Below are 21,983 nucleotides of genomic sequence, written 5' to 3'. Positions count from 1 at the left end.
TGAAACGTTCGCCTTTGTCTGTACTTTGCCACCATTGAGAATAGTTCAAGCAAAGTACAGACAACAGCGACCGAAGGAGATACATTTCTGCCATTCCCCCACATCCTCGACATCTATTTATCGATTTCTCCCATTGCTTTGTACAAATCATCACTCCCACCATCAATTTAAATGGCGAAATCCTCAATTCCCCCTTCTCAAATCCCCATTTGATTGCATCTTTTGCCCATATCGACTCTCCTCCTGCTCCTTTACTCTGTGGATGTAGCCATTTTCACTACACAATTAAACGGAGGTAGGGTCATGAAAAAATGGGTAGCAGGTTCGCTCAGCATCGCTTTGCTGGGAACAATGCTTGCAGCGTGTTCTTCCAATAATGATAAGAACGGCGGCAGCTCGAACTCGGGCAATAACGGCAACAGCTCGGCGGAACAGCCGGCGGAAGCAACAACGTATCCGATTAAGACGGATAAGACGCTCTCGTATTGGGGCGAGATTAACGGTCAGCTGATCGGCGTAAAGGAATCCCACAAGGATATTCCGTTCTTCCAGGAATGGCAGAAGAAAACCGGCGTACCGCTCGAATTTACGGAGCCGCCAACCGGTCAAGTAAAGGAAGCGTTTAACGTGATGCTCGCATCCGGCAAGCTGCCGGATATGGTGGAGTACAACTTCATCGGCGACTTCCCGGGCGGTCCGGAGAAAGCGATCCAGGACGGCTATATCGTGAAGCTGAACGATCTGATCGATAAATACGCGCCTAACCTGAAGAAGTATCTGCAAGATAATCCGGACATCGACAAAATGGTGAAAACGGACAGCGGCAGCTACTACGCCTTCCCGTTTATCCGCGGAGACGAATACCTGCGCGTGTTCCAAGGTCCGATTATCCGCAAGGACTGGCTGGATGAGCTTGGCCTGGCTGTACCTGAGACGATCGACGACTGGACCGCGGCGCTTACCGCATTTAAAGAGAAGAAAGGCGCTGCTGCACCGCTTACGTTCAACAGCAAGCCGCGTTTCTTCAACGACGGCGGCAACGGTGCCTTTATGGGCGCGTTTGGAGTAACGCGCGGCTTCTACCAGGAAGACGGCAAGGTCGTGTTTGGTCCGGAGCAAGAGGGCTACAAGCAATACCTGGAGCTGTTCCGCGACTGGTATTCGAAAGGCCTGATCGACAAGAACATTGCAACGGCGGACACCAAATCGGTTGACGGCAACATTGCTTCCGGCGCAACGGGCGCTTCGATCGGCAATGCCGGCGGCGGTATAGGCAAGTGGCAGCCGCTTGTTGAAGCGAAGGATCCAAAAGCCGTTCTGATCGGCGCTCCTTACCCGGTACTGAAGAAAGGCGACACGCCGAAATTCGGCCAGCATAACACCGCTTACGCATCCGAAGGTACGGTAGCGATCACGACGCAAGCGAAGGATCCTGAGCTCGCTGTCAAAATGCTCGACTACGGCTACAGCGAAGAAGGCGGCCTGTTCTTTAACTTCGGTACGGAAGGCGTCAGCTACAACATGAAGGACGGCTACCCGACTTACACCGATCTTCTGCTGAAGAATCCGGACAAGCTGGCTCCGGCGCAAGCGATCTCGCTCTATACGCGCGGCAGCTACAATGGTCCGTTCGTTCAGGACAAACGTTATGCCGAGCAATTCTTTGCTCTTCAGTCGCAGCGCGACGCGGTAACCACATGGCAAAAAACGGACGCGGCGAAATACCAGCTGCCGCCAATCACGCCATCGCCTGAGGAAGCTTCCGAGTACGCGGCCATTATGAACGATATCAACACGCTGGTGGACGAAATGTCCCTGAAGATCATTCTGGGCACGGAGCCGGCCGATGCGTTCGCCAAATATGTGGACAAAATGAAATCGCTCAATCTGGATCGCGCGATCGAAATTCAGCAAGCGGCGCTTGACCGTTACAACAATCGTTAATAGATAGCAAGAGAGGAGAGGGCCTTGAAAGCCCTCCTTCTCCCTCAATAAGGAGTGAGGCATGTGGGGAAAAACCGCTTTATACGCGATTTTAAGCTAAACAAACTGCTCTATCTGATGATGCTTCCCGTCATCGCGTATTACCTTATTTTTCACTATATTCCCATGTACGGGGCGTTAATTGCCTTCAAGGAATACTCCCCGATGAAAGGCATCCTGCACAGCGATTGGGTTGGCCTCAAGCATTTCCATGATTTCTTCGGCAGCTATTACTTTACACGGATCCTTAAGAATACGCTTGTCATCAGCTTGTATTCGTTAATCTTCGAGTTCCCCGCACCGATTATATTGGCGCTGCTCATTAACGAGGTTCAGAGCAAGACATTCAAACGGGTAGCCCAAACGATTACGTACATGCCTTACTTTATTTCCCTCGTAGTCATTTGCGGGATCATTACGGACTTTACGAACGCTGACGGCATTATCAATAGATTGTTTATGCTGTTTGGCTACGACGGCCAAGCGATGCTGCAGAAGCCGGAGCTGTTCCGTCCGATTTACATTTTGTCGGAGATCTGGCAGCGGATCGGCTGGGAGTCGATTATCTATATCGCGGCGCTGATGAGCATCGACCAGGAGCAGTACGAAGCGGCCAGAATAGACGGCGCAAGCCGGATAAAGCAGATCTTCTTCATTACGCTTCCGGGCATCCTGCCGACGATTACGATCATGTTCATCCTGCGGATGGGCAATATGCTGAATGTTGGCTTCGAGAAAATCATTCTGTTGTACAATCCGGTTACCTACAATACGGCGGACGTGATCTCGTCCTTTGTCTACCGGAAAGGTTTATTGGAATTTGGATGGAGCTACAGCTCGGCAGTCGGATTGTTCAACTCCGTTGTTAACCTTGCCTTGCTCGTTACCGCCAATTACATCAGCCGCAAGGTGAATAAAAGCAGTCTATGGTGAGGTGAGAATCCATGCAAATGAAGGCGACTTTATCCGAGAGAGTGTTCGATGTCGTTGTATACGCCGTCCTGATCCTCCTCATCGTGTCAACGTTGTATCCGCTGCTGTACGTTTTGTTCGCTTCCTTCAGCGACGCGGGGCAGCTTGTAGCCAATAAAGGCATCTTATGGCATCCATTAGGATTAAGCTTGGATGCGTATACGAGCGTGTTCAAAAATCCGGGCATTACGACCGGTTACAAAAATACGCTGTTTATTCTCGTATGCGGTACGGTTCTCAACCTGATTATGACCGCGCTGGGCGCGTATGTCTTATCCCGCCGGGATGTCATGTGGAACAATCTGTTCATGGGCATGATTTTGCTAACGATGTTTTTCAGCGGCGGCCTCATTCCGCTATACCTCGTTGTAAAAGGCGTAGGCCTCTTGAATACGTTATGGGCAACGATTATTCCGTTTGCGATCAGCACGTTTAACCTGATCATTATGCGTACCGCGTTTAAAGGTATTCCGGAAGCGCTGGAGGAATCGGCCAAAATCGACGGAGCCAACCACTTTACGATTTTGTTCCGGATTATCATTCCTCTCTCGATGCCGGTTATCGCGGTTATGATCCTGTATTATGCGGTAGACAAATGGAACGGCTGGTTCTACGCCTCGATCTTTATCCGCAGCCGGGAGCTGTTCCCGCTGCAGCTGGTGCTGCGCGAGATTCTCATCGCGAACTCGACGGACAGCATGGCATCGGGCGCATCGGCAGGAGACCGGTTCCAGATTGGCGAAACGATTAAATACGCGACCATTATGGTGGCTACGGTTCCGATTCTATGCGTTTATCCGTTTGTGCAGCGCTTTTTCGTCAAAGGCGTTATGGTAGGCTCGGTTAAAGGCTGATTTATTTCATAGTCCAAGAGAATAATCCGGGAGGCAGGGAACATGCAAGCAAGCTCGACTCAAAGCAAATTGGATGTAAAGCGCATTTGGAAGCAGCTTGAAGAGAAGGTAGACCGCATGATCGTTCAAATCGGGGAGAAATCCCCGCATGCGGCCAAGGCGGACGGCATTTACGATGATCAAAGAATCGACTGGTGGACTTCGGGTTTCTGGCCGGGGATTCTGTGGCTGATGAACGAAACGACCGGCAACGAGAAATATAAAGAGGCTGCCTGGAGCTGGGATGAGCGGCTGGAAGCGCAAATGCTCCGGCCGAACTCCTTCGACCATGACGTAGGCTTCCACTTCCTGCCGACGGCGGTTGCGAAATACCGGATTACCGGAGACAAAGACGCGTTGCGCCGCGGCTTGTTCGCCGCGAATTTTATGGCGGGACGCTTTAATCTGAACGGGCGGTTTATCCGCGCCTGGAACGGCGACATGCATGGCTGGTCGATAATCGATACGTGCATGAATCTGTCGCTTCTGTACTGGGCATCGGCGGAGAGCGGAGATTCGCGCTTTGCGCATATAGCCAGCGCGCATGCGGATACGGTATTGAAACATTTTATCCGCGAAGACGGCTCGGTGAACCATATTGTCTGCTTCGATCCGGAGACGGGCGAATTCGACCAGGTACGCGGCGGGCAAGGGGCAGCGCCGAATTCCGGCTGGAGCCGCGGCGCTTCCTGGGCCTTGTACGGAATGGCGAACACTTTCCGTTATACCGGCAATATCGAATATTTGCGGGCGGCGCAGCGCGTTGCGCATTATTTTATCGCGAATCTGCCGGAGGATCATGTTCCTCACTGGGATTTCCGCGCGTCGGAGCAGATGGACGAAGAGCCGCGCGATACGTCGGCCGGAGCGATTGCCGCTTCGGGCTTGATCGAATTGGCCGCTCTGCTGGCCGAGAAGGAAGGACGTATCTACCGCGAAGCGGCAGAGCGCATTCTGGCGTCGCTTTATTCGAATTACGGCACATGGGCCGAACCTTCGCATGAAGCGATTCTGAAGCATGGCACCGGCCATAAACCGGCTGGGCAGAACGTGGATGTGTCTCTTATCTACGGAGACTACTTCTTCGTCGAAGCCATCGCGAAGCTGAACGGCTGGAAGCAGCGTATGTTCTAATACCAAATATCGTATAATGGCAAATAGCCCGATTGGATGATTCCAACGGGCTATTTGTGCTGTTTTTGGGGCTCCAGTAGAGCTATCGTCAATCGTTTTGCACATATTGCAACTTCCTCTGGCGCCTTTTGTATGCGTATAATAAGGTTCTAAAGCTGGCAAACAACATGAGCAACCTTAACATTTACGTACAGGCGAGGAGATCTTGGTTTGAATATTCGATCCATATGGGAGAAACGGAAAAGCATCATCGTAACGTGGCTGATTTCCTATTGCGCGGTATTATTCGTACCGATACTAATCAGCTTAATTGTATATTCGCAGTCGAGCGCGGCGCTTCGAAGCGAGATTCACCGTGCCAATGATTCGCTGCTCAAGCAGGTGGGCTACACCATCGATAATCAGGTGGATCAGATGAAGCGCCTGACCATGGAGCTGACCTGGAATGCAAGGCTTCAGACCTTGATGTATTCAAGCAGAACGGAAGCGGATGCGCAATTCGATGCTTATCAGCTCGTGAAGGAATTTCAAACCTATCAGACTTCTTATGCTTCGATAGATGAGTTTTACGTCACCTGGGAGCGGGAGCATGCGGTATTGCGCTCCGGCAATGTCCGCGATATGAAGACGGCCTTTGCCACCCTTCACGACACCGGCCAGATGAGTTATGAAGATTGGCTGGCTGCCGTAGAGACTTCGGAGCATAACCAGTTTACGCTGCTGCCGCTTATGGATGCAGGGGCTACGCAGTCTTCAATCGCTTACATTACTCATTTGCCTAAAGATCTGAACGGCAGGCAAGCAGGCACGGTAGTGGTGATGTCGGATTTGGCCAGATTCCAGAATGCCATCAAGAGCATCTCCGGCTTCAGCGGAGGGTACGTTCTCATTTTGAACCGGAATAACGAGGTGCTGCTGTCCAATCTGCCGAAGAAGCAGGGCGAAGAGGTTATCCTGCAGAAGGTTCGGAGCGGCGGCGAAGAGATGCCGACCTCGATGAAATCGGGAGATTCGGAAATCTTTTACCTGCAATCATCCGTATCGGATCTGAAGTACGCGCTGGTGATCCCTAGCAGCATTTATTGGCAGAAGGCCGAATATGTCCGGAAGCTGACGCTGGTGAGCGTACTGATCAGCGTGATGGGGGCAGGCGTGCTTACCTGGTTCTTTATGCGCCGCAACTATTCGCCGATCCAGAAGCTTGTAGAGTCGTTAACCGACAAAAATAACGATGAAGAGCATGCGGAATGGAACGAGCTGAATTTCATTCAGCGGGCGGTCAGCCGGACGCGAAGCGAGAAGGACAAAATCGCGATGCAGCTCCAGATGCATCACAACGTGCTGCGGTCGAACATGCTCAGCAGGCTGTTGAAGGGTCGGCTGGATTCGCCTATTCCTTACGAGGAAGCCTTCAAGACGTACCGCATGGAGCAAATCTCGGATGATTACGCGGTTATTTTATTTGTTATCGAGAATGATGAAAGCCTTTACGAGAAGCTGCCGGGCATTGACGACAATGAACGGAGAAGATTCCTTCAATTCATTATCAGCAATGTGGTGGAGGAGCTTGCCGGACGTTACGATCATGCGGGCTACGTGGCGGAAATGGACGACATGATGGTCTGTCTCGTGAATTTAACCTGCGGAAGCGGGGACGAAGAGCAATACAAGAAGGATTTGCATGAGATCGCGACCGAGGCGCAGCGCTTCCTGAAGCGCTACGATATGGATCTTACGGTGGCGATCAGCGGCAGGCATAGCACCTTGACGGGGATTGCAGCCGCTTATAGCGAAGCGGTAGATGCGATGGAGTATAAAATGGTGCTTGGCAAAAAAGGCATCATAACCTATGACGATATCCGTAAGACGCCTTCCGATGCCGTTCAATTCGGTTATCATTATCCGCTTCAGGCGGAGCAGCAATTGATTAATCTGATCAAGAGCGGCGATTTCGAACAGGCTTCCGCTTTTATGAATGAGATTGCGGACCGCAACTTCCAGCAGCCGATGATGAATCTGACGCTGGCCAAATGCTTTATGTTTAATCTGGTCGGAACGATGGTGAAGGCCATTAACGAGCTTGGCGACGGCAAGGGCAGCGTTCTGAACGATAATCCGAATTGGATGAATGGCATTATGGCTTGCGATACGGTCCAGGAGATGCGGCAGGAGCTTCATTCTTTGTTAAGGGATGTATGCGCTTTCGCCTCTGCAAGGCTCGAATCCAATATGACGCATGAGCGCGCCGAGTCCATCCGCGATTTGTCGGCCCGCGTGGCCGGATACATTGGGGAGAATTACGGAGATTCCAATATGAACGTTAATACGATCGGCGAGCATTTCGATTTGAAGGGAAGCTACTTGTCCAAGCTGTTCAAGACGCAGACAGGCGAAGGGCTGCTGGACTATTTGCATAAATACCGGATTGCCGAGGCCAAGCGGCGGATGACGGTGCTTCAGGAATCCGTAAGCGACGTATCGCGCGCGGTTGGATACAACGATGCCGCAACGTTTATCCGTGTATTCAAAAAGTACGAAGGCATAACGCCGGGCAAATACAAGGAAATGAACTAGGGGGATATCACAATGAAGAACTACCGCATAATTGCCATCCTCCTGATTACCGCTGTTTCGCTAAGCTGTCTGGCCGGCTGCAAGCAAACGGGCCATAACGGACAAAATTCAACGGCCCAGAAGAGGGAGGAACGGCAATCGCCGGCAACAGGCGAGACATTGACCTACTGGGCCGAGTTAAACGGCAATGCGGCGAGCGTCAAGCCGCGTTTTCAAGACGTTCCTTTTTTCCAGGAATGGCAGAAGCGCACCGGCGTCAATTTGAGATTCATCCAGCCTCCCGCCAACCAGGCGAAGCAGGCTTTGAATGTCATGCTGGCTTCGGGGGAGCTGCCGGATATGATCGAATACGAATGGGCGACTTTCCCCGGCGGGCCGGAGAAAGCGATAAAAGACGGCTATATCCTGAGGCTGAATGATCTGATTGATCGATACGCCCCGAATTTAAAGCGGTACTTAAGCGAGCATCCAGACATTGACAAGCAGATCAAGACGGCGGACGGCAGCTATTACGTGTTCCCTTTCATTCAGGGGGATGCGAGGCTGCGGACTTACCAAGGCCCGATTATCCGCAAGGACTGGCTGGAGGAGCTTGGCTTGTCCGTTCCGGTGACGATCGACGATTGGCATGCGGTGCTGAAGGCGTTCAAGGAGAAAAAGGGCGTGCAAGCGCCGCTTACGTTCCTTAGTACGCCCAGTCCGCTGTTCGGCGTGGAGAACGGCGCGTTCGTCGGAGCATTTGGCGTGAAGAAAGGGTTCTATCTGAAGGACGGGCAGGTCAAATTCGGCCCTATAGAGCCGGGATACAAGCAGTTCTTGTCCTTGTTCCGCGACTGGTATGCCGAAGGGCTGATCGACCGCAACATTGCGACGGTGGATACAAGAACGATTGATTCCAGCATGCTGAACGGCAGAAGCGGCGCAAGCATCTGGAATGCCGGATCCGGGATCGGGACCTGGCTGCCTCTGCTCAAGGAGAAGGATCCGGACGCGGAGTTTGTGGCGGCGCCTTATCCGGTCCTTCATCAAGGGGAGCGGCCGATGTTCGGCCAAAGAGTGAATCCTTACATGAGCAGCGGCGGCGTTGCGATCTCGACGAAAAGCAGCCATGCCGAAGAGGCGGTTCGGATGCTGGACTACGGTTACGGCGAAGAGGGGCATCTGCTCTTCAACTTCGGAATTGAAGGCGTAAGCTATACGATGCAAGGCGGAAAGCCGACGTACACGGATCTGATCCTCCATAATCCAGATAAGCTGGCTCCTTCCCAAGCCATTGCGATGTACAGCAGGGCGAGTTACTTCGGCCCGTTCGTGCAGGACGTAGCTTACATGGAGCAATATTATATGCTTCCGGAGCAGAAGGAAGCCGTGAATATATGGGCGGATACCGAAGCGGAGAAGTATATGCTGCCGCCGGTTCAGAAGACCGAGCGGGAAAGCGCGGAGTTTTCCGCCATCATGCAGGATGCCATGACGCTCGTGGACGAAATGTCTTTGCGCATTATTCTGGGAATCGATCCTCTCGACTCGTTCGATGATTACGTCGCCCAGCTCAAAGCGCTTAATATTGACCGGGCGATCGCGATCCAGAAGGCGGCGCTTGACCGCTATATGGCCAAATAGCCCGTTTGATAGAATGTATACCATTCGAACAAGCACCCCTTATTTTATCTGCATAGAATAGATGGATTACTTGCAGAAAGGGGTGACGAGAGATGCAGTTAGTCATGGTGTGCTCGGTTAGCGGGATTATCGGCTCTGTGATTACGTTTGCATTCGGCGGATGGATGGAATCATTAACTCTATTGGTAGTGGCGATGGGCATTGATTACGTTTCGGGCATAACCGCGTCAATTAAAGAAGGGAGAGGATTGAACAGCTTTTTCGGAGCTTGGGGGCTGGCACGAAAAGGAATGATGCTGCTCGTCATTCTTCTTGCGCATCGGATTGATATTTTGCTTGAGCTCGATAATATTACCATGGGTGCAGCTATCTATTTCTATATAGCGAATGAGATCATTTCCATTATAGAGAATTACGGCCGGATTGGTCTTCCGCTTCCCGACCGCATACGCAAAATAATTGAGGTGCTGAAGGATAAAGAGAAGTAAGATTAGGGTTGCGTTGTACAAGCGGCGTTCGCTATAATGAGAACAAGTGTTCGATTTATAGGAGGCGATAGCAAATGGCTATCCGGTATGCTGATGAACAGGTACGCGAGCGGGAGTCTCCGGCCTATTCGGCAGAGGACGAAACAACGCTTGTGCAGCGCTACGTCCTGCTTGGAATCGTGATGCTCGTATTGGATCATGATATAAGAGTAATGGGGACGGGCTCCATTAAGCTACCGAGACTGTATGAATCGCTGCTCCGCGGCATACAGGACCGGGTCTTGCTGGAGCAGGCCGCGCTGCGCATGCAGTTCAGGAAGGCGGGCATCAAGCTGTTGGAGGAACGAAGATTGAAGGAAGGCATGGAGACGGTCTACATATGCCGCGGCAGCACAAAGCGCTGCTATCTGCCGTGGAGCTATTTGAAGGCGGAATCGGAGCAGGCCATTAAGCAATACTTTAAAAGTTAAAGTCACAAAAAGTTCATTGTTTTGTCATATTCGGGAAAAAACTTTTCCTGATTCTGCAGTTTAATGTTGAGAACTTCGGACGATCTTATGTAATATAAGAATTAAACACTAAGACAATAAGATCGCAAAGGGGAGCACGTAGCAATGCACAAATGGATCATGTTCGTACTATTATCAGCGGCATCTCTTCTCGGGGTATACTTGCTGACATTCGGCCTCCCAGCCAAACCGGTAGACGAATCTGCTTCACTTCCTGAAGGTACGGTACTCGTTAAAGTTGAAGCGAACAGCGACTTTACTTACGGTCAAGAGGAATACCATGTCAAGGTTGGCGACAAAGTTATCCTGAAGCTGCAAAATAAAAGCGGTATCCATGGTTTGAAGATTGAAGATCTGAACGTAGATCTCGAAGGCGATAATCTCGAGACCAACCTGGAATTTGACAAGCCAGGCGAATACGTGATGCATTGCTCCGTCCCATGCGGCGCAGGTCATGCGGATATGAAAGCGAAGCTTATTGTAGACGCGGCATAATGATAAGGAAAGAGGAGCCTCAGGGCTCCTCTTTCGATTTGTATTTATGCTCTATCGCGGTCGCGGCTTCTGCCGCGTTCAATCAGTCTGTCGGCGATAAACCCTAGAAGGGCCCATGTCGCGACGGTAAGTACGTACATAAGAAGAACGTTTACCTTATGGATGTCGACGAACATGTCCACGATCCATGCCGGAGGGCTAAACATGAAAAACACGAAATTATGCGGGTCGTAACCGGTTGAATTATAAACACATAGGGCAAGACCTATGAAGGTAGCCACAAACATAACGGGATAGCGCATAACGTACCGTTCCTTTCTCAGGCTAATGTTGCCGTAATGCGACTGCTTGGGTTATTATGTGACAAAAGGATATTTGTCATTCGACAAGTTGAAGGGAGCATGACCATTTATGATTACGCATATCGTATTGTTCAAGCTGAAGGACGGAAGCAGTGAAAACGTGGAACGCACGGCTCAAGTATTGCGGGATATGGAAGGCAAAATCGACGAGCTGAAATCGATCGAAGTTGGGCTTGACGTTATCCATTCGGCACGCTCTTACGACATCGCTCTGATCACGAGATTCGAGTCGATGGAAGCGCTTGAAGCGTATCAGGTTCATCCCGTACATAAAAAGGTCATCGAGCATATTAACGAAGTTCGCGAAGCTGTTGTTGCCGTTGACTTCGTAAGCTAATCGGACAGGGGAGCGCGAACCGTTCATGGGAGACGTCTTTGAGATTATGACTTATTTGATCGTGATCCTCATCAGCAGCGTTGTGATGGTGGCATGGTTAAAGAAAAAAGGAAAAAAGAAGAAAGCAAGGCTGAAAGCGGGCGAATAAAGACATGTATTATGTAAATAAAGAACAAATTGCAGTTAGACTAAAGGCTATACCGGATATCGCAACGGCTCTTGAAGCATTGGCTTCAAGCTGGCAGGGTACGCTGCTTGAAGGTCTGGCACAGGAGCGGGCTTTGCATCTCGCGATTGAGACCGTTACGGATGTCGGCAGTTACCTGATTGACGGTTTTATTTTGAGGGATGCGAGCAGCTACGAGGATATTGTGGAAATTGCCGGAGAAGCGGGCGCTTTCCCGGAAGCGATGCAGCCGCTGCTTATCGAGCTGGTTAAGCTCCGCAAACCGCTTGTTCAGGATTATTACAGCTGGCCTAGAGCCGAGCTGCATGCCCTGACGAGGGATATTCCGCAGCAGCTTCGTTTGTTCGGCGAGTCCGTACAGCAGTATTTGGAGCGCGAGCTGCCGGACGAATCCGATTTACGAAAAGATTGAAATACGTTACAATGACCCTAACAATGCCTGCAAAGGTGGTGATGGGTTGATGCTGGAGAAGCAGCGCGCGATGGAAACGGAATCCCGCAGCGTGGAAGGAACAACACGGAGCCGGATCTTGTTCTTGCTGAAGACTAACGGTCGATTAAGCGCAGGACAGCTATCCGGAGAGCTGGGAATAACCGAAATGGCAGTAAGGCGGCATATGTATGCGCTCGAGCGTGAAGGCAGCATCAGCATCGTCTCCGTTAAGCAGGGGATGGGGCGGCCGGTGCACGCTTACGAGCTGACGAGGCTTGCCGATGACCGCTTCCCGAAAAACTATAATCTTCTTGCGCTTGATCTGCTTGAGGAGCTGGCGGAAGACCCCGAGACGGCAGGGCTGATTACCCGCATGTTCGAGGGACGTCAGCAAAAGCTTCTGGACCGGTACGAGCCAAGGATGACCGGCAAAAGCCTGTCGGAGAAAGTAACGGAGCTGGAAGCGATTCAGAATGCCGGCGGCTATATGGCTAAGGTAGAAGATAGGGATAACGGTCAATACGTTCTCCATGAATATAACTGTCCGATTGCGCAAGTCGCGGGTAAATACGAGCAGGCTTGCAGCTGCGAGCTTTCCTTGTTCGAGTCTTTGCTCCAGACGAAGGTGGAGCGGACGGAATGCCTTGCCAAAGGCGGGGGTAGATGCAGCTATACCATCGGAATTGAACATCAGGCTAACGGTTCTTAACGAATCGTTAGCTTTTTTATTGCCTTCTTTTGTGTCAGGTCAAGCCCATGCTGCTTATAATGGCAATACGAAATGGGCATTCGCCCGCTCAAGCAAAAGGAGGGAAATGGTCATGACGGTTATGGAATGGAGTGCGCTGATTGCTGCCATCACGTTTGTAATTCTTGCTGCGGGCCTGTTGATCGGCGTCCGTACTGCGCTTAACAGGCTGTCGAGGCTGCAGCTTCAGGCGGAGGCGATGCAGGAGGAAATCCGGCAGACTTCCGGTAAAATGGGAGCTTTTGCCGATACGGCCCAGCAGACGGTCAACACCGCGCATCTTCAACTGCAGCAGGCGAACCGGCTGTTTGAAGCGGTCGGACAGATCGGGGATACGATTGGACATACGACAACGGCGATTCATCGCGTATCCAGCGTTATTTCGCAATCCGCGGTCAAACATGCGGAGAGTGCGGCGGCAGAGCGGCAGGCGAGTTCCATGCTGGAATGGATGGAGCTTGGTATGGCTTTCTGGCAGCAATGGCAGACTAACCGTAAACGTTATGAACCCTCCAACAACGGGCAGGGCGAATAGCTCTAATTTGAAGGGAGCGATTTTTTATGGCATCAAGTAAACAAACAAAAGGGTTTCTGTTTGGCGCAATCGCAGGAGGTATCATTGGTTCGGTGACGGCATTGCTGTTCGCGCCTAAAGCGGGCAAGGAGCTGCGCCATGACATCTCGGAAGGCGCAAGAAGAGTTCAGGAGCAAACGGTTAGAGCGGCAGGTCAAGTATCCGATACAACGGTTAGAATCGCCAAGCAAATCGGCAATCAGGCGACTGAGCTTGCGGATACGGCAAGAGCAGCAGCAGGCGCCGCTGTATCCACCGTGAAACAACGCCGTGCCGAGCCGGCAGAATCGGTAGAGGAAGTTACCGATGAAGTGACGGATACTTTCGAAGAGGCGGCGGAAGAAGTTTTCGAAGACGCAAAACAGCTTCAAACCATCAACTAATTAAGACCCGCACGTATCGGAATCGGTTGCTGCAATTACCCGCGTCATCCTTGTGATTTCCTTGAACCTGTATTGGAATTGAGATAAGATGATGGAGGTACATTTTTGTGCCTCGTTTCATATAGTATTGAAGCTTCAAGGTCTCCTTTACATCAAAAGTTCAAGAAAGCGGTGTGTTTGTGCAGCAACCGATTGCGATACTCGACTCAGGCGTAGGCGGCCTTACCGTTGCCAGAGAGGTCATGCGCCAGCTGCCGCGTGAAAAAATCGTTTATTTTGGCGATACCGCCAGAGCTCCTTACGGTCCGAGAGACCCGAAGGTCGTGACTCGTTTTACGCGTGAAATCGTAGATTATCTCATTCAATTTCGTCCTAAAATGATTGTAATAGCTTGCAATACCGCAACCGCATTCGCTTTGGAAGAAATACGCGCAATCGTGGATATCCCCGTAGTTGGCGTCATTAAGCCGGGAGCAAGAGCGGCGCTTGGCCGGACGATTACGGGCTGTATCGGAGTAATCGGCACGGAAGGCACGATAAACAGCGGCGCTTACGAGCATGCTTTACTCGAAATTTCTCCTAATGTGCATGTCATTAGCGAGGCGTGCCCTCTTTTTGTTCCGCTTGTAGAGAAAGGGAATTTCCGTTCTTTGCAAACCTATGAAACCATCCGCAGCTCGATAGGCCACCTTCGCAAATTCCCGATGGACAGCTTGATTCTGGGCTGTACCCATTATCCGTTTCTCGCTGATGTTATTCAGGAGGTTGTTGGTCCCGACATCAATCTGATTAGTTCCGCCGACGAGACTGCGCGGGAAGTAAGTAATATCCTGCAGGATCAAGGGATGCTGGCTCGGGGAGAAGTCATGCCGGTCCATCAATTTTTCTGCAGCGGAGAACCGCAAATGTTCAAATCGATTGCCCAGCAGTGGCTTGGAGAGCAAATTGAGTTGACTCCTGTCGTATGGCAGGTGCCGCAGATCGGATAACAAATAACGGCTGTCCTGATTCGCGTTCCGGGCGAAAGCGATAGGGGCAGCCTTTAACCATTTCATTTTATACATAATGACTCTAGCAGGGATGGGTGGACAACCTATGAACAAGGAAGATCAGGTCCTAACGGGTTTCAGGGAATTATATAACAAGCTGGCGTGGCTTAATAAAACGAAGATGGAAGTCAGTCTTAAAGGTTATAAGTCTTCCGAAGTGCATTGCATCGAATACATTGGAAGAAATGCGGATTCCAACGTGACGAAACTTGCGGAATCCTTTTATATGACAAGCGGTGCGATCAGCAAAATGACCAAGAAGCTCATTCATAAGGGGCTTATCGAAAGCTACCAAAAGCCAGAAAACAAGAAGGAAATCTATTTCAGGCTTACCGAGCAAGGGAAAGCTATTGATAAGATCCATAACGATCTTCATAAAGAGTTTCAAGAGCGGGATAAAGAAGTATTCGAGCAGGTTACCGACGAACAATTCGAAGGAGTTCTTCGATTCGTGGAAAAGTATAGCCGGCATTTGGATGCAGAGATTAAGAAACAAGGTTTGGATCTCAAGTCGGAAAATGAATAAAGTGGAACGTCAACCGAATGAAGCCCGGCTCAATTGAGCATGGGCTTTTTTTCATTGCGGTTTTTGTTGACAAGGAAACAAAAACGCGTTACGATGTTTTTGCTTCCGAGGAAGGAATAATATCGTATCAAGGAGAGCTTATGACCATACAGAAATCACAGCAACAATCACAATCAGAGCCAATCGTAGACAAGCATGCCTTACTATTCGGTCTTATCTCCGTGTTTCTTTGCGGGTTAGGGTTTAGTATTATAGCGCCAGTCGTCCCTTTCTTAGTCCAGCCATATGCCGGCAATCCGGGCGAACAGGCGATCTTTGTTACGCTTCTAACTTCCGTTTATGCGGTCTGCGTGTTTTTTGCGGCCCCCGCGCTAGGCGCTTTGAGCGACAAATACGGACGCCGCCCGCTGCTCTTAATCTGTCTGCTCGGTTCCGCAATCGGTTATTTCGTATTTGGCTTGGGAGGGGCCCTGTGGGTGCTCTTTGCCGGACGCATCATAGAAGGAATAACGGGCGGGAGCATCGGCACGATCTTCGCCTACTTTGCAGACATCATCTCTCCGGAGCAGAGAACCAAATATTTCGGATTGGTGAGTGCCGTTGTTGGCGCCGGAACCGTTATTGGCCCTGCTCTAGGCGGGTTGCTTGCCAAGCTTGGTTATTCCGCCCCCCTCTATTTCGGAGCCGCAATTACGTTATTGAACGTGGTGTACGGATACCTGTTTATGCCGGAGAGTCTCCACAAACATTATCGATTGAAGCAGATTACCTTCGTTAGGCTGAATCCATTTATACAGCTTGCAAGCCTGCTTTCCATGAAAACCTTAAAAAGGCTGCTTGTCTCTGCGTTCTTGCTCTGTATTCCGAGCGGATCTTTGCAAGCCGTCTTCTCGCAATTCACAGTGGATGCTTTCAACTGGAAGCCTGCCGTAATCGGACTTATGTTTTCCATAATGGGGATCCAGGACATCCTGTCGCAAGGCTTCATTATGCCCAGGCTTTTGAAAAGGCTCCATGATAAACAGATCGCCATTCTCGGAATGGTCTCGGAGATGATCGGCTATGGTTTTATTGCAGCATCGGCCGTGTTCTCCTTTTATCCTCTGCTTATCGCCGGCATGTTTATATTCGGGTTTGGCGATTCGATCTTTGGCCCTTCCTTCAACGGGATGCTCTCCAAATCGGTCGATTCCAGCGAACAAGGACGGATTCAAGGCGGCAGCCAATCGATTCAGGCTTTGGCAAGAATGATCGGTCCGATCGCTGGAGGCCAAATCTATGTGATGGTTGGCCAAGCCGCGCCAGCTTGGATGGGGATGATTCTTATAGCTGCGGCAATACCTGTTCTATATAGGAGTACGCAAGCGACCTGAAGGTATTTATTTTTACAAGGAATATAAGCCCCGGTGTTGGCATGCGCCGCAATTCACATGAATAGCATGATAAAAGATTACAGCCAATGTTCGATAACAAGGGGGAGTAGCGGCATGGAAGAGCTCGTAAACGGGCAATACGGGTACCGGGACACGGTGGAGGATTGCGACAGACTGATGCGTACTTATCCTTTTGTCCGGGGATACGTCATAGGGCATAGCGTGCTTGGAAGACCCATCGTAGCGCTCAAATGCGGGGAAGGCACGCGGCGTATCCATATGAACGGCTCTTTCCATGCGAATGAATGGATTACCACACCGCTGCTCATGCGGTTCGCTGAAGAATGGGCCGCGGCATGCGCGCAGAATGGTTCATTGTTCGGGGAACAGGCTTGTCAGCTGTACCGGGAGACGGAAGTATGGATCGTTCCGATGGTGAATCCCGACGGCGTTCAGCTTGCGCTCGAAGGCATTGATGAGGCGAATCCGTTCCGGCAGCAGCTATTGCTGTGGAATAAAGGCTCCGAGCAGTTCGATCAATGGAAAGCGAATATACGCGGCGTGGACCTGAATGACCAGTTTCCTGCCCACTGGGAAGAGGAAAGGCTTCGCAGAGGAATGGAAGGACCGGGTCCACGCGATTTTCCGGGGCCGTTTCCGTTAAGCGAGCCGGAAGCCCAGGCACTTGCCCGACTTACGCAGTCGCTGCAATTCGACTCGGTGCTTGCCTTACATACGCAGGGCGAGGAGATCTATTGGAATTACCGGGAATACGAACCGGAGCATGCCGAAGGCCTTGCGGACCGGCTTGGCAAGGCGAGCGGCTACAAGCCCGTAAAGCTTACAGGCAGCGATGCCGGATATAAGGACTGGTTCATCAAACGTTTTCGCAGGCCGGGCTTTACGGTTGAAGCGGGTTACGGCGTGAATCCGCTGCCTCCCGGAGCGTTCAACGGCATTTATTCGAAGATCGGTCCTTTGTTGACGGAGTATCTGCGGCTGCACCGCTGACGGACATAAAGATGATTCCGGGGCACGCCTATGCTATAATGATCGGCAAAAGCTGATGAAGGTGGTGTGCCTCATGCGCAAATGGTTGTCGCTTCGGCATTGGAAGAGCACATTTGTCCGGATCTATAAGCTGATCGTCTCCAGAGAAGTGGCCATTACCGATAAATTATTGTTTCTTGTGCCGGTTATTCTATATTGGGTGCTGCCGGACGCGATTCCTTTCGTCCCCATTGACGATATCGCGGTGACGATGCTGCTTGCCGAATGGTTTGCCCGGAGAATGGAGAAGAAGTATAATAGGATCAGGTAATGTTAACCATTGAGTTGGTATAGGCTTACGAATTCACAATTCTTTTTTAGGAGTGGAATAGAATGAACGTCAAAATTACGCGCAACGCGGCAAAAGTACTGAAATTGGAATTGGACAAGCCCGAGAACGAGGGCAAGAAGCTTCGCGTATACGTGACGCATTCGCATGGCGACCATGCGCATTACGGCATGGCGATTGACGAGCCTAACGAGAAGGACGTTGTGGTATCGACGGATAAAGAGATCGACGTTATCCTCGAGAAAGACAACGAATTCCTTGACGGCGTGCGTATTGATTACTTCTACGTGCCGGAAGAAGGCTTTGCGGTAACGAACCCGTCCAAAGGCAACAGCGGCGACCACTAAGAGCAGGAATAGATACGATTGGATTGGAAAAGACTCAACATCAGATGTTGAGTCTTTTTATTACCGTAACAGGGGGAAGGGACGTTCAGATGGTTCGTCATGCTCGTTATTATGTGGCCGGGATCATTGCGGTCATGCTGTTTATCCTTGCCGCAGAGCTGATCTGGCTCCCCGCGCCGCTGCGGACCTCCTCAGGCATGCTCTGGATCGATATGATCGACGATCTGCTGTACGGCCTTGCCGTTATCCCCTTGTTATGGGGGATCGGAGCACTGATTGGGATCCGGCGGTTATGGACGGAGCAGGGCCGATTAGGCGCTGGAAAAAGAAGGCTCTTGCTTACTGTCCGCATGCTGCTTCTAGCGGTAAGCGCGGCGGGAGTTGTATTCCTGCTCGTAAAACCGGATGATCTCTTGATCGGCCTTGGCGTGCTCGCGATTGGCCTGATTCTGCTATTTGTCGATCTAATCTGGAGTGATGCCGTATACCGAAGGCTTGCGGGCAAGGGAGAGGGACTTAGATGGCCTTGGCGAAGCGTTGTAGGTCTTGTCGCGACGGCTGCGCTATTTGCCTGTCTGGCTTTTCCTACGTCTTATAATGTCACCTATCCCGGTCTGACGATGGGCATGAACCGGTACGCGCATGTAGACGGAGGCAAGCCGGTAGGCAGCATCAGCGGCGTGCTTGTCTTCGAACGGATTGCCGTGCCTGCGGATTGGCTGTATGCCAAGCTGCTGCCGATGTACAGCTTCGAGAAGAGGAGCAAAAATGAACCGCCGTTAACGGAGTCCTACACCGAGGTTGTGCAGATGAAGCAAGGCGCCGATGACGTGGCGGGAGCTATCGCAATGGGCAAGGCGGGGATAGGCAAAGGGATTGAACTTACCGGAGCCCGGGTGCTTGCCATCGCGGACAACGCGCCGGCCAAGTCCTTGATTAAGGCGGGCGATGTCATTATCGCGTTAAACGGCAAATCCATTAGCAATATGACCGAGCTGACGGATTATATGGTGAACCAGGTCAAACCGGGTGATACCGTTGAAGTAACGCTCCGGCGGGGTAAAGAGACGATTAAGGCACAAGTGCCGACGGGTGAAGCGGAGGCGTCCGGAGATTTGCCGAAGCGTGCCGTATTCGGCATTGGGGCGGAGAACGACTGGCATGCGGATATCCCGCGCCAGATTGCGTACCATCATTACATTGCGCATATCGGCGGACCTTCGCATGGCGCCATGCTGACGCTTGCGCTGATCGATCAGCTGACGCCGGGCGGGGTAACGCATGGCGTGCGGGTAGCCGGCACCGGCACCATCGAGCCGGACGGCTCGATCGGTCTTGTTGGCGGCATCCCGCAGAAGGCCTACGCCGTCAGCCGCACCGATGCCGAAGTGTTCTTCGTGCCCGCCGCTTCGCTTGAGGAAGCGAAGAAGGCAGCCCCGGGGCTCAACATCGTGCCGGTGAAAACCATCGACGAGGTGCTGGATTGGCTGAAGGCGCACGCGAAGGAATAAGGGATAAAAAAGGCTGTCCCCTCATGGTCGATTGACCGAGGGGACAGCCTTTTTGATGTGCGCGGCGCTACTTGCCCGCGCCGCTTGTATTGACGGCGGTTGCCTCGCCGCCGTCCGCGCTTGCCTCTACGGCGGCTGCGCGGAAGGATGCAATCAAATCATGCTGCACGATTTGATCGGACATGGACAGCTCGGTGCGCGCGTCTTCCACCGCACCGAGGCATTTCTGCACATCGCCAAGCTTATTCGCCGCGATGTTCCAGCACTTTCCATTCTCGGCGACGGCATCGCCGGAAGGCATGTAGTAGACGGTGCCGTCGGTGAAGGCACCGTTCCTTTGCACGACCAGCTTGCTTTGCGGCTGGCTTGTCAGGAGCGGCTGGCCAAGCAGCGTCATGTCAGCCGTCGAGATGCCAAGCAAATGCAGGATGGTTGGCGTGACATCAAGCTGTCCGCCTACGTTCGTATGCGTGCCGGCGTATTTGCCGTCAGGCAGATGGACGATAAACGGCACCTGCTTCAGAATCATTTCCCGCTGCAGGTCGTTCAGCGGCTGTCCAAGGAAGGTCTCGAACAAGCTCCAATCCCGGATCGAGTTGTCATGGTCGCCATAGAAAGCGACGATCGTGTTGTTCCATAGTCCTTCAGCCTTGAGCCGGTCGATGAAGGTGCCAATTGAGGCGTCGACATAATGAACGGCCTGCAAATAGTCGCCCATAATCGTGCCGTCCAGCTCGCCGACATTCAGCTTTTTCTCCGATTCCGGCATCGTAAACGGATAATGGCTGGATAACGTAATCAGGAACGAATAGAACGGCTGCTGCTCCTTCGACATCAAATCGACGGACTGCCGGAAGAACGAATTGTCGCCTAGCGACCAGCCTACCGGCTCGTCCATTTCGTAATTCTTTTTGCTGTAAAACGTATCGTAGCCCATATTGGCGTACATCGTATTCCGGTTCCAGAAGCCGCCCTCGTAAGCATGGAATGCGGCCGTTGCATAACCGTTATCCTTGAGAGTGCTTGTCATGCAGTTGTACTGATGATTCGGGTACTGGATAAAGACGGAGCCGCTCATCATCGGCTGCAGCGAACAGTTGCTTAGGAAATCGGCGTCCGAAGTCCGGCCTTGGGCCGTTTGGTGGTAGAATTGGCTGAAATACGCACTTTCCTTCACCAGCTTATTCAGATTCGGCGTAATTTCCTGGCCTCCAACCGATTTGCCGATCATAAAGTTCTGGAAGGCTTCCATCTGTACCACGATGACATTGCTGCCTTTGTATTCGCCAAAAGTAGGATCTGATTCAAGCGATTGGCGCTTATCGCCGCGGGCTTCCGTCCAAGCCATCGCCTCGGCTGTTTCTTCGGCGGAAGCTTGCTCGGAGTCGATCCAATGCAGCTTCGCGTAACGGTAGACATCATAGCCGTGGAAACCAACGATACCGGTGACATTATACAGCGAGACGTTCCACCAGTTGCCGTCGAACAGGCCAAGCGCCCATGTTTTTTTCGCTTCGTTAACATTGCCGATCGACATCGACATCCCGATTGCGAAAATCGCGGCGCTAACGGCGATCCGAATGACGGCTTTACGCCAAAGGGGCGTTTTCCGCATGGAGGAATAGCCGTATCCATAACCATGGGAATCTCTGCGGAGATCCGAGCGGCCTTTCCAGATCACATAAACGCCAAACGGAATGATCAGCAGCCAGTCTACTCCAAGCAAAAAGTCTTTCGCATGCATTAACGTCCCGATGCTCTCGCCAAGCGAATCTACTTGGTTCGCCTGAAGAAGCACGGGTACGGAGATAAAGTCCTGGAAGTAACGGTAGTAGATTAAGTCTGCGTACATGATAAACGATAACAGCAAATTAAGTACAATCAGGGCCATAATCCGGCCGCGGGTCGGCAGCCAGAATGTCCAGAAGGTGACAAGAGCCAGCGTGCCGATCGCAACAACGGTATCATAGCCGTCCATATCCATATTCGGAACATGGATCAGCTTGTTGAACCACAGCTGCTTTAACAGCATGACGATAAAAAAGAGAATAACGTCGACGCCTTTGAGGCGGTTCAGCCATTCCAGCGTGAATCGCATCAAGCGGCGTACGGCGTTAGGTTGTTCGGTATAACTTAACATAAA

24 protein-coding genes are annotated in these 21,983 nt (G+C 51.6%); 22 read left to right on the top strand and 2 right to left on the bottom strand.

Annotated elements, in window-relative coordinates:
* Nucleotides 1-303 precede the first annotated feature (303 nt).
* The 9 genes from PGL01S_RS23350 to PGL01S_RS23310 all read left to right on the top strand — a co-directional run bounded on the left by PGL01S_RS23350 (nucleotide 304) and on the right by PGL01S_RS23310 (nucleotide 10,671).
* Nucleotides 304-1,944 (top strand): extracellular solute-binding protein, encoded by a 1,641-nt coding sequence (locus PGL01S_RS23350; RefSeq protein ID WP_127496940.1) that lies wholly within the window; start codon nucleotides 304-306, stop codon nucleotides 1,942-1,944.
* Between the two features lie 117 nt (nucleotides 1,945-2,061).
* Nucleotides 2,062-2,916 carry an ABC transporter permease gene (locus tag PGL01S_RS23345; RefSeq protein WP_244935722.1) on the top strand — a complete coding sequence of 285 codons (855 nt, stop codon included), beginning with the start codon at nucleotides 2,062-2,064 and terminating at the stop codon, nucleotides 2,914-2,916.
* An 11-nt stretch (nucleotides 2,917-2,927) separates the two neighbouring features.
* Complete coding sequence (locus tag PGL01S_RS23340; protein ID WP_127496938.1) at nucleotides 2,928-3,809, top strand: carbohydrate ABC transporter permease; 882 nt, start codon at nucleotides 2,928-2,930, stop codon at nucleotides 3,807-3,809.
* A gap of 42 nt (nucleotides 3,810-3,851) precedes the next feature.
* The gene (locus PGL01S_RS23335) at nucleotides 3,852-4,982 is read left to right on the top strand and encodes a glycoside hydrolase family 88 protein (RefSeq protein WP_127496937.1); all 1,131 of its coding nucleotides are present in this window, start codon (nucleotides 3,852-3,854) and stop codon (nucleotides 4,980-4,982) included.
* Nucleotides 4,983-5,192: 210 nt separating this feature from the next.
* Nucleotides 5,193-7,556: a helix-turn-helix domain-containing protein gene (locus PGL01S_RS23330; protein WP_127496936.1), complete on the top strand. Its 2,364-nt coding sequence runs from the start codon at nucleotides 5,193-5,195 to the stop codon at nucleotides 7,554-7,556.
* 12 nt (nucleotides 7,557-7,568) lie between these two features.
* Nucleotides 7,569-9,179, top strand: a complete 1,611-nt coding sequence (locus PGL01S_RS23325) for an extracellular solute-binding protein (protein WP_127496935.1) — start codon at nucleotides 7,569-7,571, stop codon at nucleotides 9,177-9,179.
* Between the two features lie 92 nt (nucleotides 9,180-9,271).
* Complete coding sequence (locus PGL01S_RS23320; RefSeq protein ID WP_127496934.1) at nucleotides 9,272-9,667, top strand: phage holin family protein; 396 nt, start codon at nucleotides 9,272-9,274, stop codon at nucleotides 9,665-9,667.
* A gap of 74 nt (nucleotides 9,668-9,741) precedes the next feature.
* Nucleotides 9,742-10,137: a YhjD family protein gene (locus PGL01S_RS23315; protein ID WP_127496933.1), complete on the top strand. Its 396-nt coding sequence runs from the start codon at nucleotides 9,742-9,744 to the stop codon at nucleotides 10,135-10,137.
* A gap of 144 nt (nucleotides 10,138-10,281) precedes the next feature.
* Entirely contained in the window at nucleotides 10,282-10,671 is a 390-nt protein-coding gene (locus PGL01S_RS23310; RefSeq protein ID WP_015843678.1) for a cupredoxin domain-containing protein, read from the top strand.
* Between the two features lie 44 nt (nucleotides 10,672-10,715).
* On the opposite strand, the gene PGL01S_RS23305 is transcribed toward PGL01S_RS23310, so the two are convergent.
* Nucleotides 10,716-10,973: a hypothetical protein gene (locus PGL01S_RS23305; protein WP_015843679.1), complete on the bottom strand. Its 258-nt coding sequence runs from the start codon at nucleotides 10,971-10,973 to the stop codon at nucleotides 10,716-10,718.
* A 109-nt stretch (nucleotides 10,974-11,082) separates the two neighbouring features.
* On the opposite strand from PGL01S_RS23305, the gene PGL01S_RS23300 reads away from it, so the two are divergent.
* The 13 genes from PGL01S_RS23300 (at nucleotide 11,083) to PGL01S_RS23245 (ending at nucleotide 19,840) form a co-directional block, all read left to right on the top strand.
* The gene (locus PGL01S_RS23300; protein ID WP_127496932.1) at nucleotides 11,083-11,370 is read left to right on the top strand and encodes a Dabb family protein; all 288 of its coding nucleotides are present in this window, start codon (nucleotides 11,083-11,085) and stop codon (nucleotides 11,368-11,370) included.
* 25 nt (nucleotides 11,371-11,395) lie between these two features.
* Entirely contained in the window at nucleotides 11,396-11,518 is a 123-nt protein-coding gene (locus PGL01S_RS31490; RefSeq protein ID WP_015843681.1) for a hypothetical protein, read from the top strand.
* 4 nt (nucleotides 11,519-11,522) lie between these two features.
* Nucleotides 11,523-11,969 carry a DUF86 domain-containing protein gene (locus PGL01S_RS23295; RefSeq protein WP_127496931.1) on the top strand — a complete coding sequence of 149 codons (447 nt, stop codon included), beginning with the start codon at nucleotides 11,523-11,525 and terminating at the stop codon, nucleotides 11,967-11,969.
* A 49-nt stretch (nucleotides 11,970-12,018) separates the two neighbouring features.
* On the top strand, nucleotides 12,019-12,699 hold the full coding sequence (locus tag PGL01S_RS23290; protein WP_174806591.1) for a helix-turn-helix transcriptional regulator: 681 nt from the start codon (nucleotides 12,019-12,021) through the stop codon (nucleotides 12,697-12,699).
* Between the two features lie 112 nt (nucleotides 12,700-12,811).
* The gene (locus tag PGL01S_RS23285) at nucleotides 12,812-13,273 is read left to right on the top strand and encodes a DUF948 domain-containing protein (RefSeq protein ID WP_164775571.1); all 462 of its coding nucleotides are present in this window, start codon (nucleotides 12,812-12,814) and stop codon (nucleotides 13,271-13,273) included.
* A 26-nt stretch (nucleotides 13,274-13,299) separates the two neighbouring features.
* Complete coding sequence (locus tag PGL01S_RS23280; RefSeq protein ID WP_127496929.1) at nucleotides 13,300-13,695, top strand: YtxH domain-containing protein; 396 nt, start codon at nucleotides 13,300-13,302, stop codon at nucleotides 13,693-13,695.
* A 179-nt stretch (nucleotides 13,696-13,874) separates the two neighbouring features.
* Nucleotides 13,875-14,684, top strand: a complete 810-nt coding sequence (gene racE / locus PGL01S_RS23275) for a glutamate racemase (protein ID WP_127496928.1) — start codon at nucleotides 13,875-13,877, stop codon at nucleotides 14,682-14,684.
* Between the two features lie 106 nt (nucleotides 14,685-14,790).
* A complete protein-coding gene (locus PGL01S_RS23270) occupies nucleotides 14,791-15,270 on the top strand; it encodes a MarR family transcriptional regulator (RefSeq protein WP_127496927.1) in 480 nt (159 codons plus the stop codon).
* A 140-nt stretch (nucleotides 15,271-15,410) separates the two neighbouring features.
* Nucleotides 15,411-16,643, top strand: coding sequence for an MFS transporter (locus tag PGL01S_RS23265; RefSeq protein ID WP_127496926.1), 1,233 nt, complete (start codon nucleotides 15,411-15,413; stop codon nucleotides 16,641-16,643).
* 114 nt (nucleotides 16,644-16,757) lie between these two features.
* Entirely contained in the window at nucleotides 16,758-17,654 is an 897-nt protein-coding gene (locus PGL01S_RS23260; protein WP_127496925.1) for a M14 family metallopeptidase, read from the top strand.
* Nucleotides 17,655-17,727: 73 nt separating this feature from the next.
* Nucleotides 17,728-17,964: a hypothetical protein gene (locus PGL01S_RS23255; RefSeq protein ID WP_127496924.1), complete on the top strand. Its 237-nt coding sequence runs from the start codon at nucleotides 17,728-17,730 to the stop codon at nucleotides 17,962-17,964.
* A 62-nt stretch (nucleotides 17,965-18,026) separates the two neighbouring features.
* Nucleotides 18,027-18,329 carry an iron-sulfur cluster assembly accessory protein gene (locus tag PGL01S_RS23250; RefSeq protein WP_127496923.1) on the top strand — a complete coding sequence of 101 codons (303 nt, stop codon included), beginning with the start codon at nucleotides 18,027-18,029 and terminating at the stop codon, nucleotides 18,327-18,329.
* 89 nt (nucleotides 18,330-18,418) lie between these two features.
* The gene (locus PGL01S_RS23245) at nucleotides 18,419-19,840 is read left to right on the top strand and encodes a PDZ domain-containing protein (RefSeq protein WP_164775570.1); all 1,422 of its coding nucleotides are present in this window, start codon (nucleotides 18,419-18,421) and stop codon (nucleotides 19,838-19,840) included.
* A 67-nt stretch (nucleotides 19,841-19,907) separates the two neighbouring features.
* Here PGL01S_RS23245 and PGL01S_RS23240 read toward each other — a convergent pair whose 3' ends face one another.
* On the bottom strand, nucleotides 19,908-21,980 hold the full coding sequence (locus PGL01S_RS23240; protein ID WP_127496921.1) for an LTA synthase family protein: 2,073 nt from the start codon (nucleotides 21,978-21,980) through the stop codon (nucleotides 19,908-19,910).
* Between the last annotated feature and the right edge of the window lie 3 nt (nucleotides 21,981-21,983).

This window comes from Paenibacillus glycanilyticus NBRC 16618 (genome assembly GCF_004000805.1).
In the GTDB taxonomy this organism is placed as follows: Bacteria; Bacillota; Bacilli; order Paenibacillales; family Paenibacillaceae; genus Pristimantibacillus; species Pristimantibacillus glycanilyticus.
The sequence above is the reverse complement of the archived record's forward strand: the minus strand, read 5'-3'. Positions and strand labels throughout refer to the sequence as shown.

What these genes read in the sequence shown, in the direction of transcription:
- PGL01S_RS23350 (WP_127496940.1), top strand. Translation starts at nt 304, where the DNA reads ATGAAAAAATGGGTAGCAGGTTCGCTCAGCATCGCTTTGCTGGGAACA.
- PGL01S_RS23345 (WP_244935722.1), top strand. Translation starts at nt 2,062, where the DNA reads ATGATGCTTCCCGTCATCGCGTATTACCTTATTTTTCACTATATTCCC.
- PGL01S_RS23340 (WP_127496938.1), top strand. Translation starts at nt 2,928, where the DNA reads ATGCAAATGAAGGCGACTTTATCCGAGAGAGTGTTCGATGTCGTTGTA.
- PGL01S_RS23335 (WP_127496937.1), top strand. Translation starts at nt 3,852, where the DNA reads ATGCAAGCAAGCTCGACTCAAAGCAAATTGGATGTAAAGCGCATTTGG.
- PGL01S_RS23325 (WP_127496935.1), top strand. Translation starts at nt 7,569, where the DNA reads ATGAAGAACTACCGCATAATTGCCATCCTCCTGATTACCGCTGTTTCG.
- PGL01S_RS23320 (WP_127496934.1), top strand. Translation starts at nt 9,272, where the DNA reads ATGCAGTTAGTCATGGTGTGCTCGGTTAGCGGGATTATCGGCTCTGTG.
- PGL01S_RS23315 (WP_127496933.1), top strand. Translation starts at nt 9,742, where the DNA reads ATGGCTATCCGGTATGCTGATGAACAGGTACGCGAGCGGGAGTCTCCG.
- PGL01S_RS23310 (WP_015843678.1), top strand. Translation starts at nt 10,282, where the DNA reads ATGCACAAATGGATCATGTTCGTACTATTATCAGCGGCATCTCTTCTC.
- PGL01S_RS23305 (WP_015843679.1), bottom strand. Translation starts at nt 10,973, where the DNA reads ATGCGCTATCCCGTTATGTTTGTGGCTACCTTCATAGGTCTTGCCCTA.
- PGL01S_RS23300 (WP_127496932.1), top strand. Translation starts at nt 11,083, where the DNA reads ATGATTACGCATATCGTATTGTTCAAGCTGAAGGACGGAAGCAGTGAA.
- PGL01S_RS31490 (WP_015843681.1), top strand. Translation starts at nt 11,396, where the DNA reads ATGGGAGACGTCTTTGAGATTATGACTTATTTGATCGTGATCCTCATC.
- PGL01S_RS23295 (WP_127496931.1), top strand. Translation starts at nt 11,523, where the DNA reads ATGTATTATGTAAATAAAGAACAAATTGCAGTTAGACTAAAGGCTATA.
- PGL01S_RS23290 (WP_174806591.1), top strand. Translation starts at nt 12,019, where the DNA reads ATGCTGGAGAAGCAGCGCGCGATGGAAACGGAATCCCGCAGCGTGGAA.
- PGL01S_RS23285 (WP_164775571.1), top strand. Translation starts at nt 12,812, where the DNA reads ATGACGGTTATGGAATGGAGTGCGCTGATTGCTGCCATCACGTTTGTA.
- PGL01S_RS23280 (WP_127496929.1), top strand. Translation starts at nt 13,300, where the DNA reads ATGGCATCAAGTAAACAAACAAAAGGGTTTCTGTTTGGCGCAATCGCA.
- PGL01S_RS23270 (WP_127496927.1), top strand. Translation starts at nt 14,791, where the DNA reads ATGAACAAGGAAGATCAGGTCCTAACGGGTTTCAGGGAATTATATAAC.
- PGL01S_RS23265 (WP_127496926.1), top strand. Translation starts at nt 15,411, where the DNA reads ATGACCATACAGAAATCACAGCAACAATCACAATCAGAGCCAATCGTA.
- PGL01S_RS23260 (WP_127496925.1), top strand. Translation starts at nt 16,758, where the DNA reads ATGGAAGAGCTCGTAAACGGGCAATACGGGTACCGGGACACGGTGGAG.
- PGL01S_RS23255 (WP_127496924.1), top strand. Translation starts at nt 17,728, where the DNA reads ATGCGCAAATGGTTGTCGCTTCGGCATTGGAAGAGCACATTTGTCCGG.
- PGL01S_RS23250 (WP_127496923.1), top strand. Translation starts at nt 18,027, where the DNA reads ATGAACGTCAAAATTACGCGCAACGCGGCAAAAGTACTGAAATTGGAA.
- PGL01S_RS23245 (WP_164775570.1), top strand. Translation starts at nt 18,419, where the DNA reads ATGGTTCGTCATGCTCGTTATTATGTGGCCGGGATCATTGCGGTCATG.
- PGL01S_RS23240 (WP_127496921.1), bottom strand. Translation starts at nt 21,980, where the DNA reads ATGTTAAGTTATACCGAACAACCTAACGCCGTACGCCGCTTGATGCGA.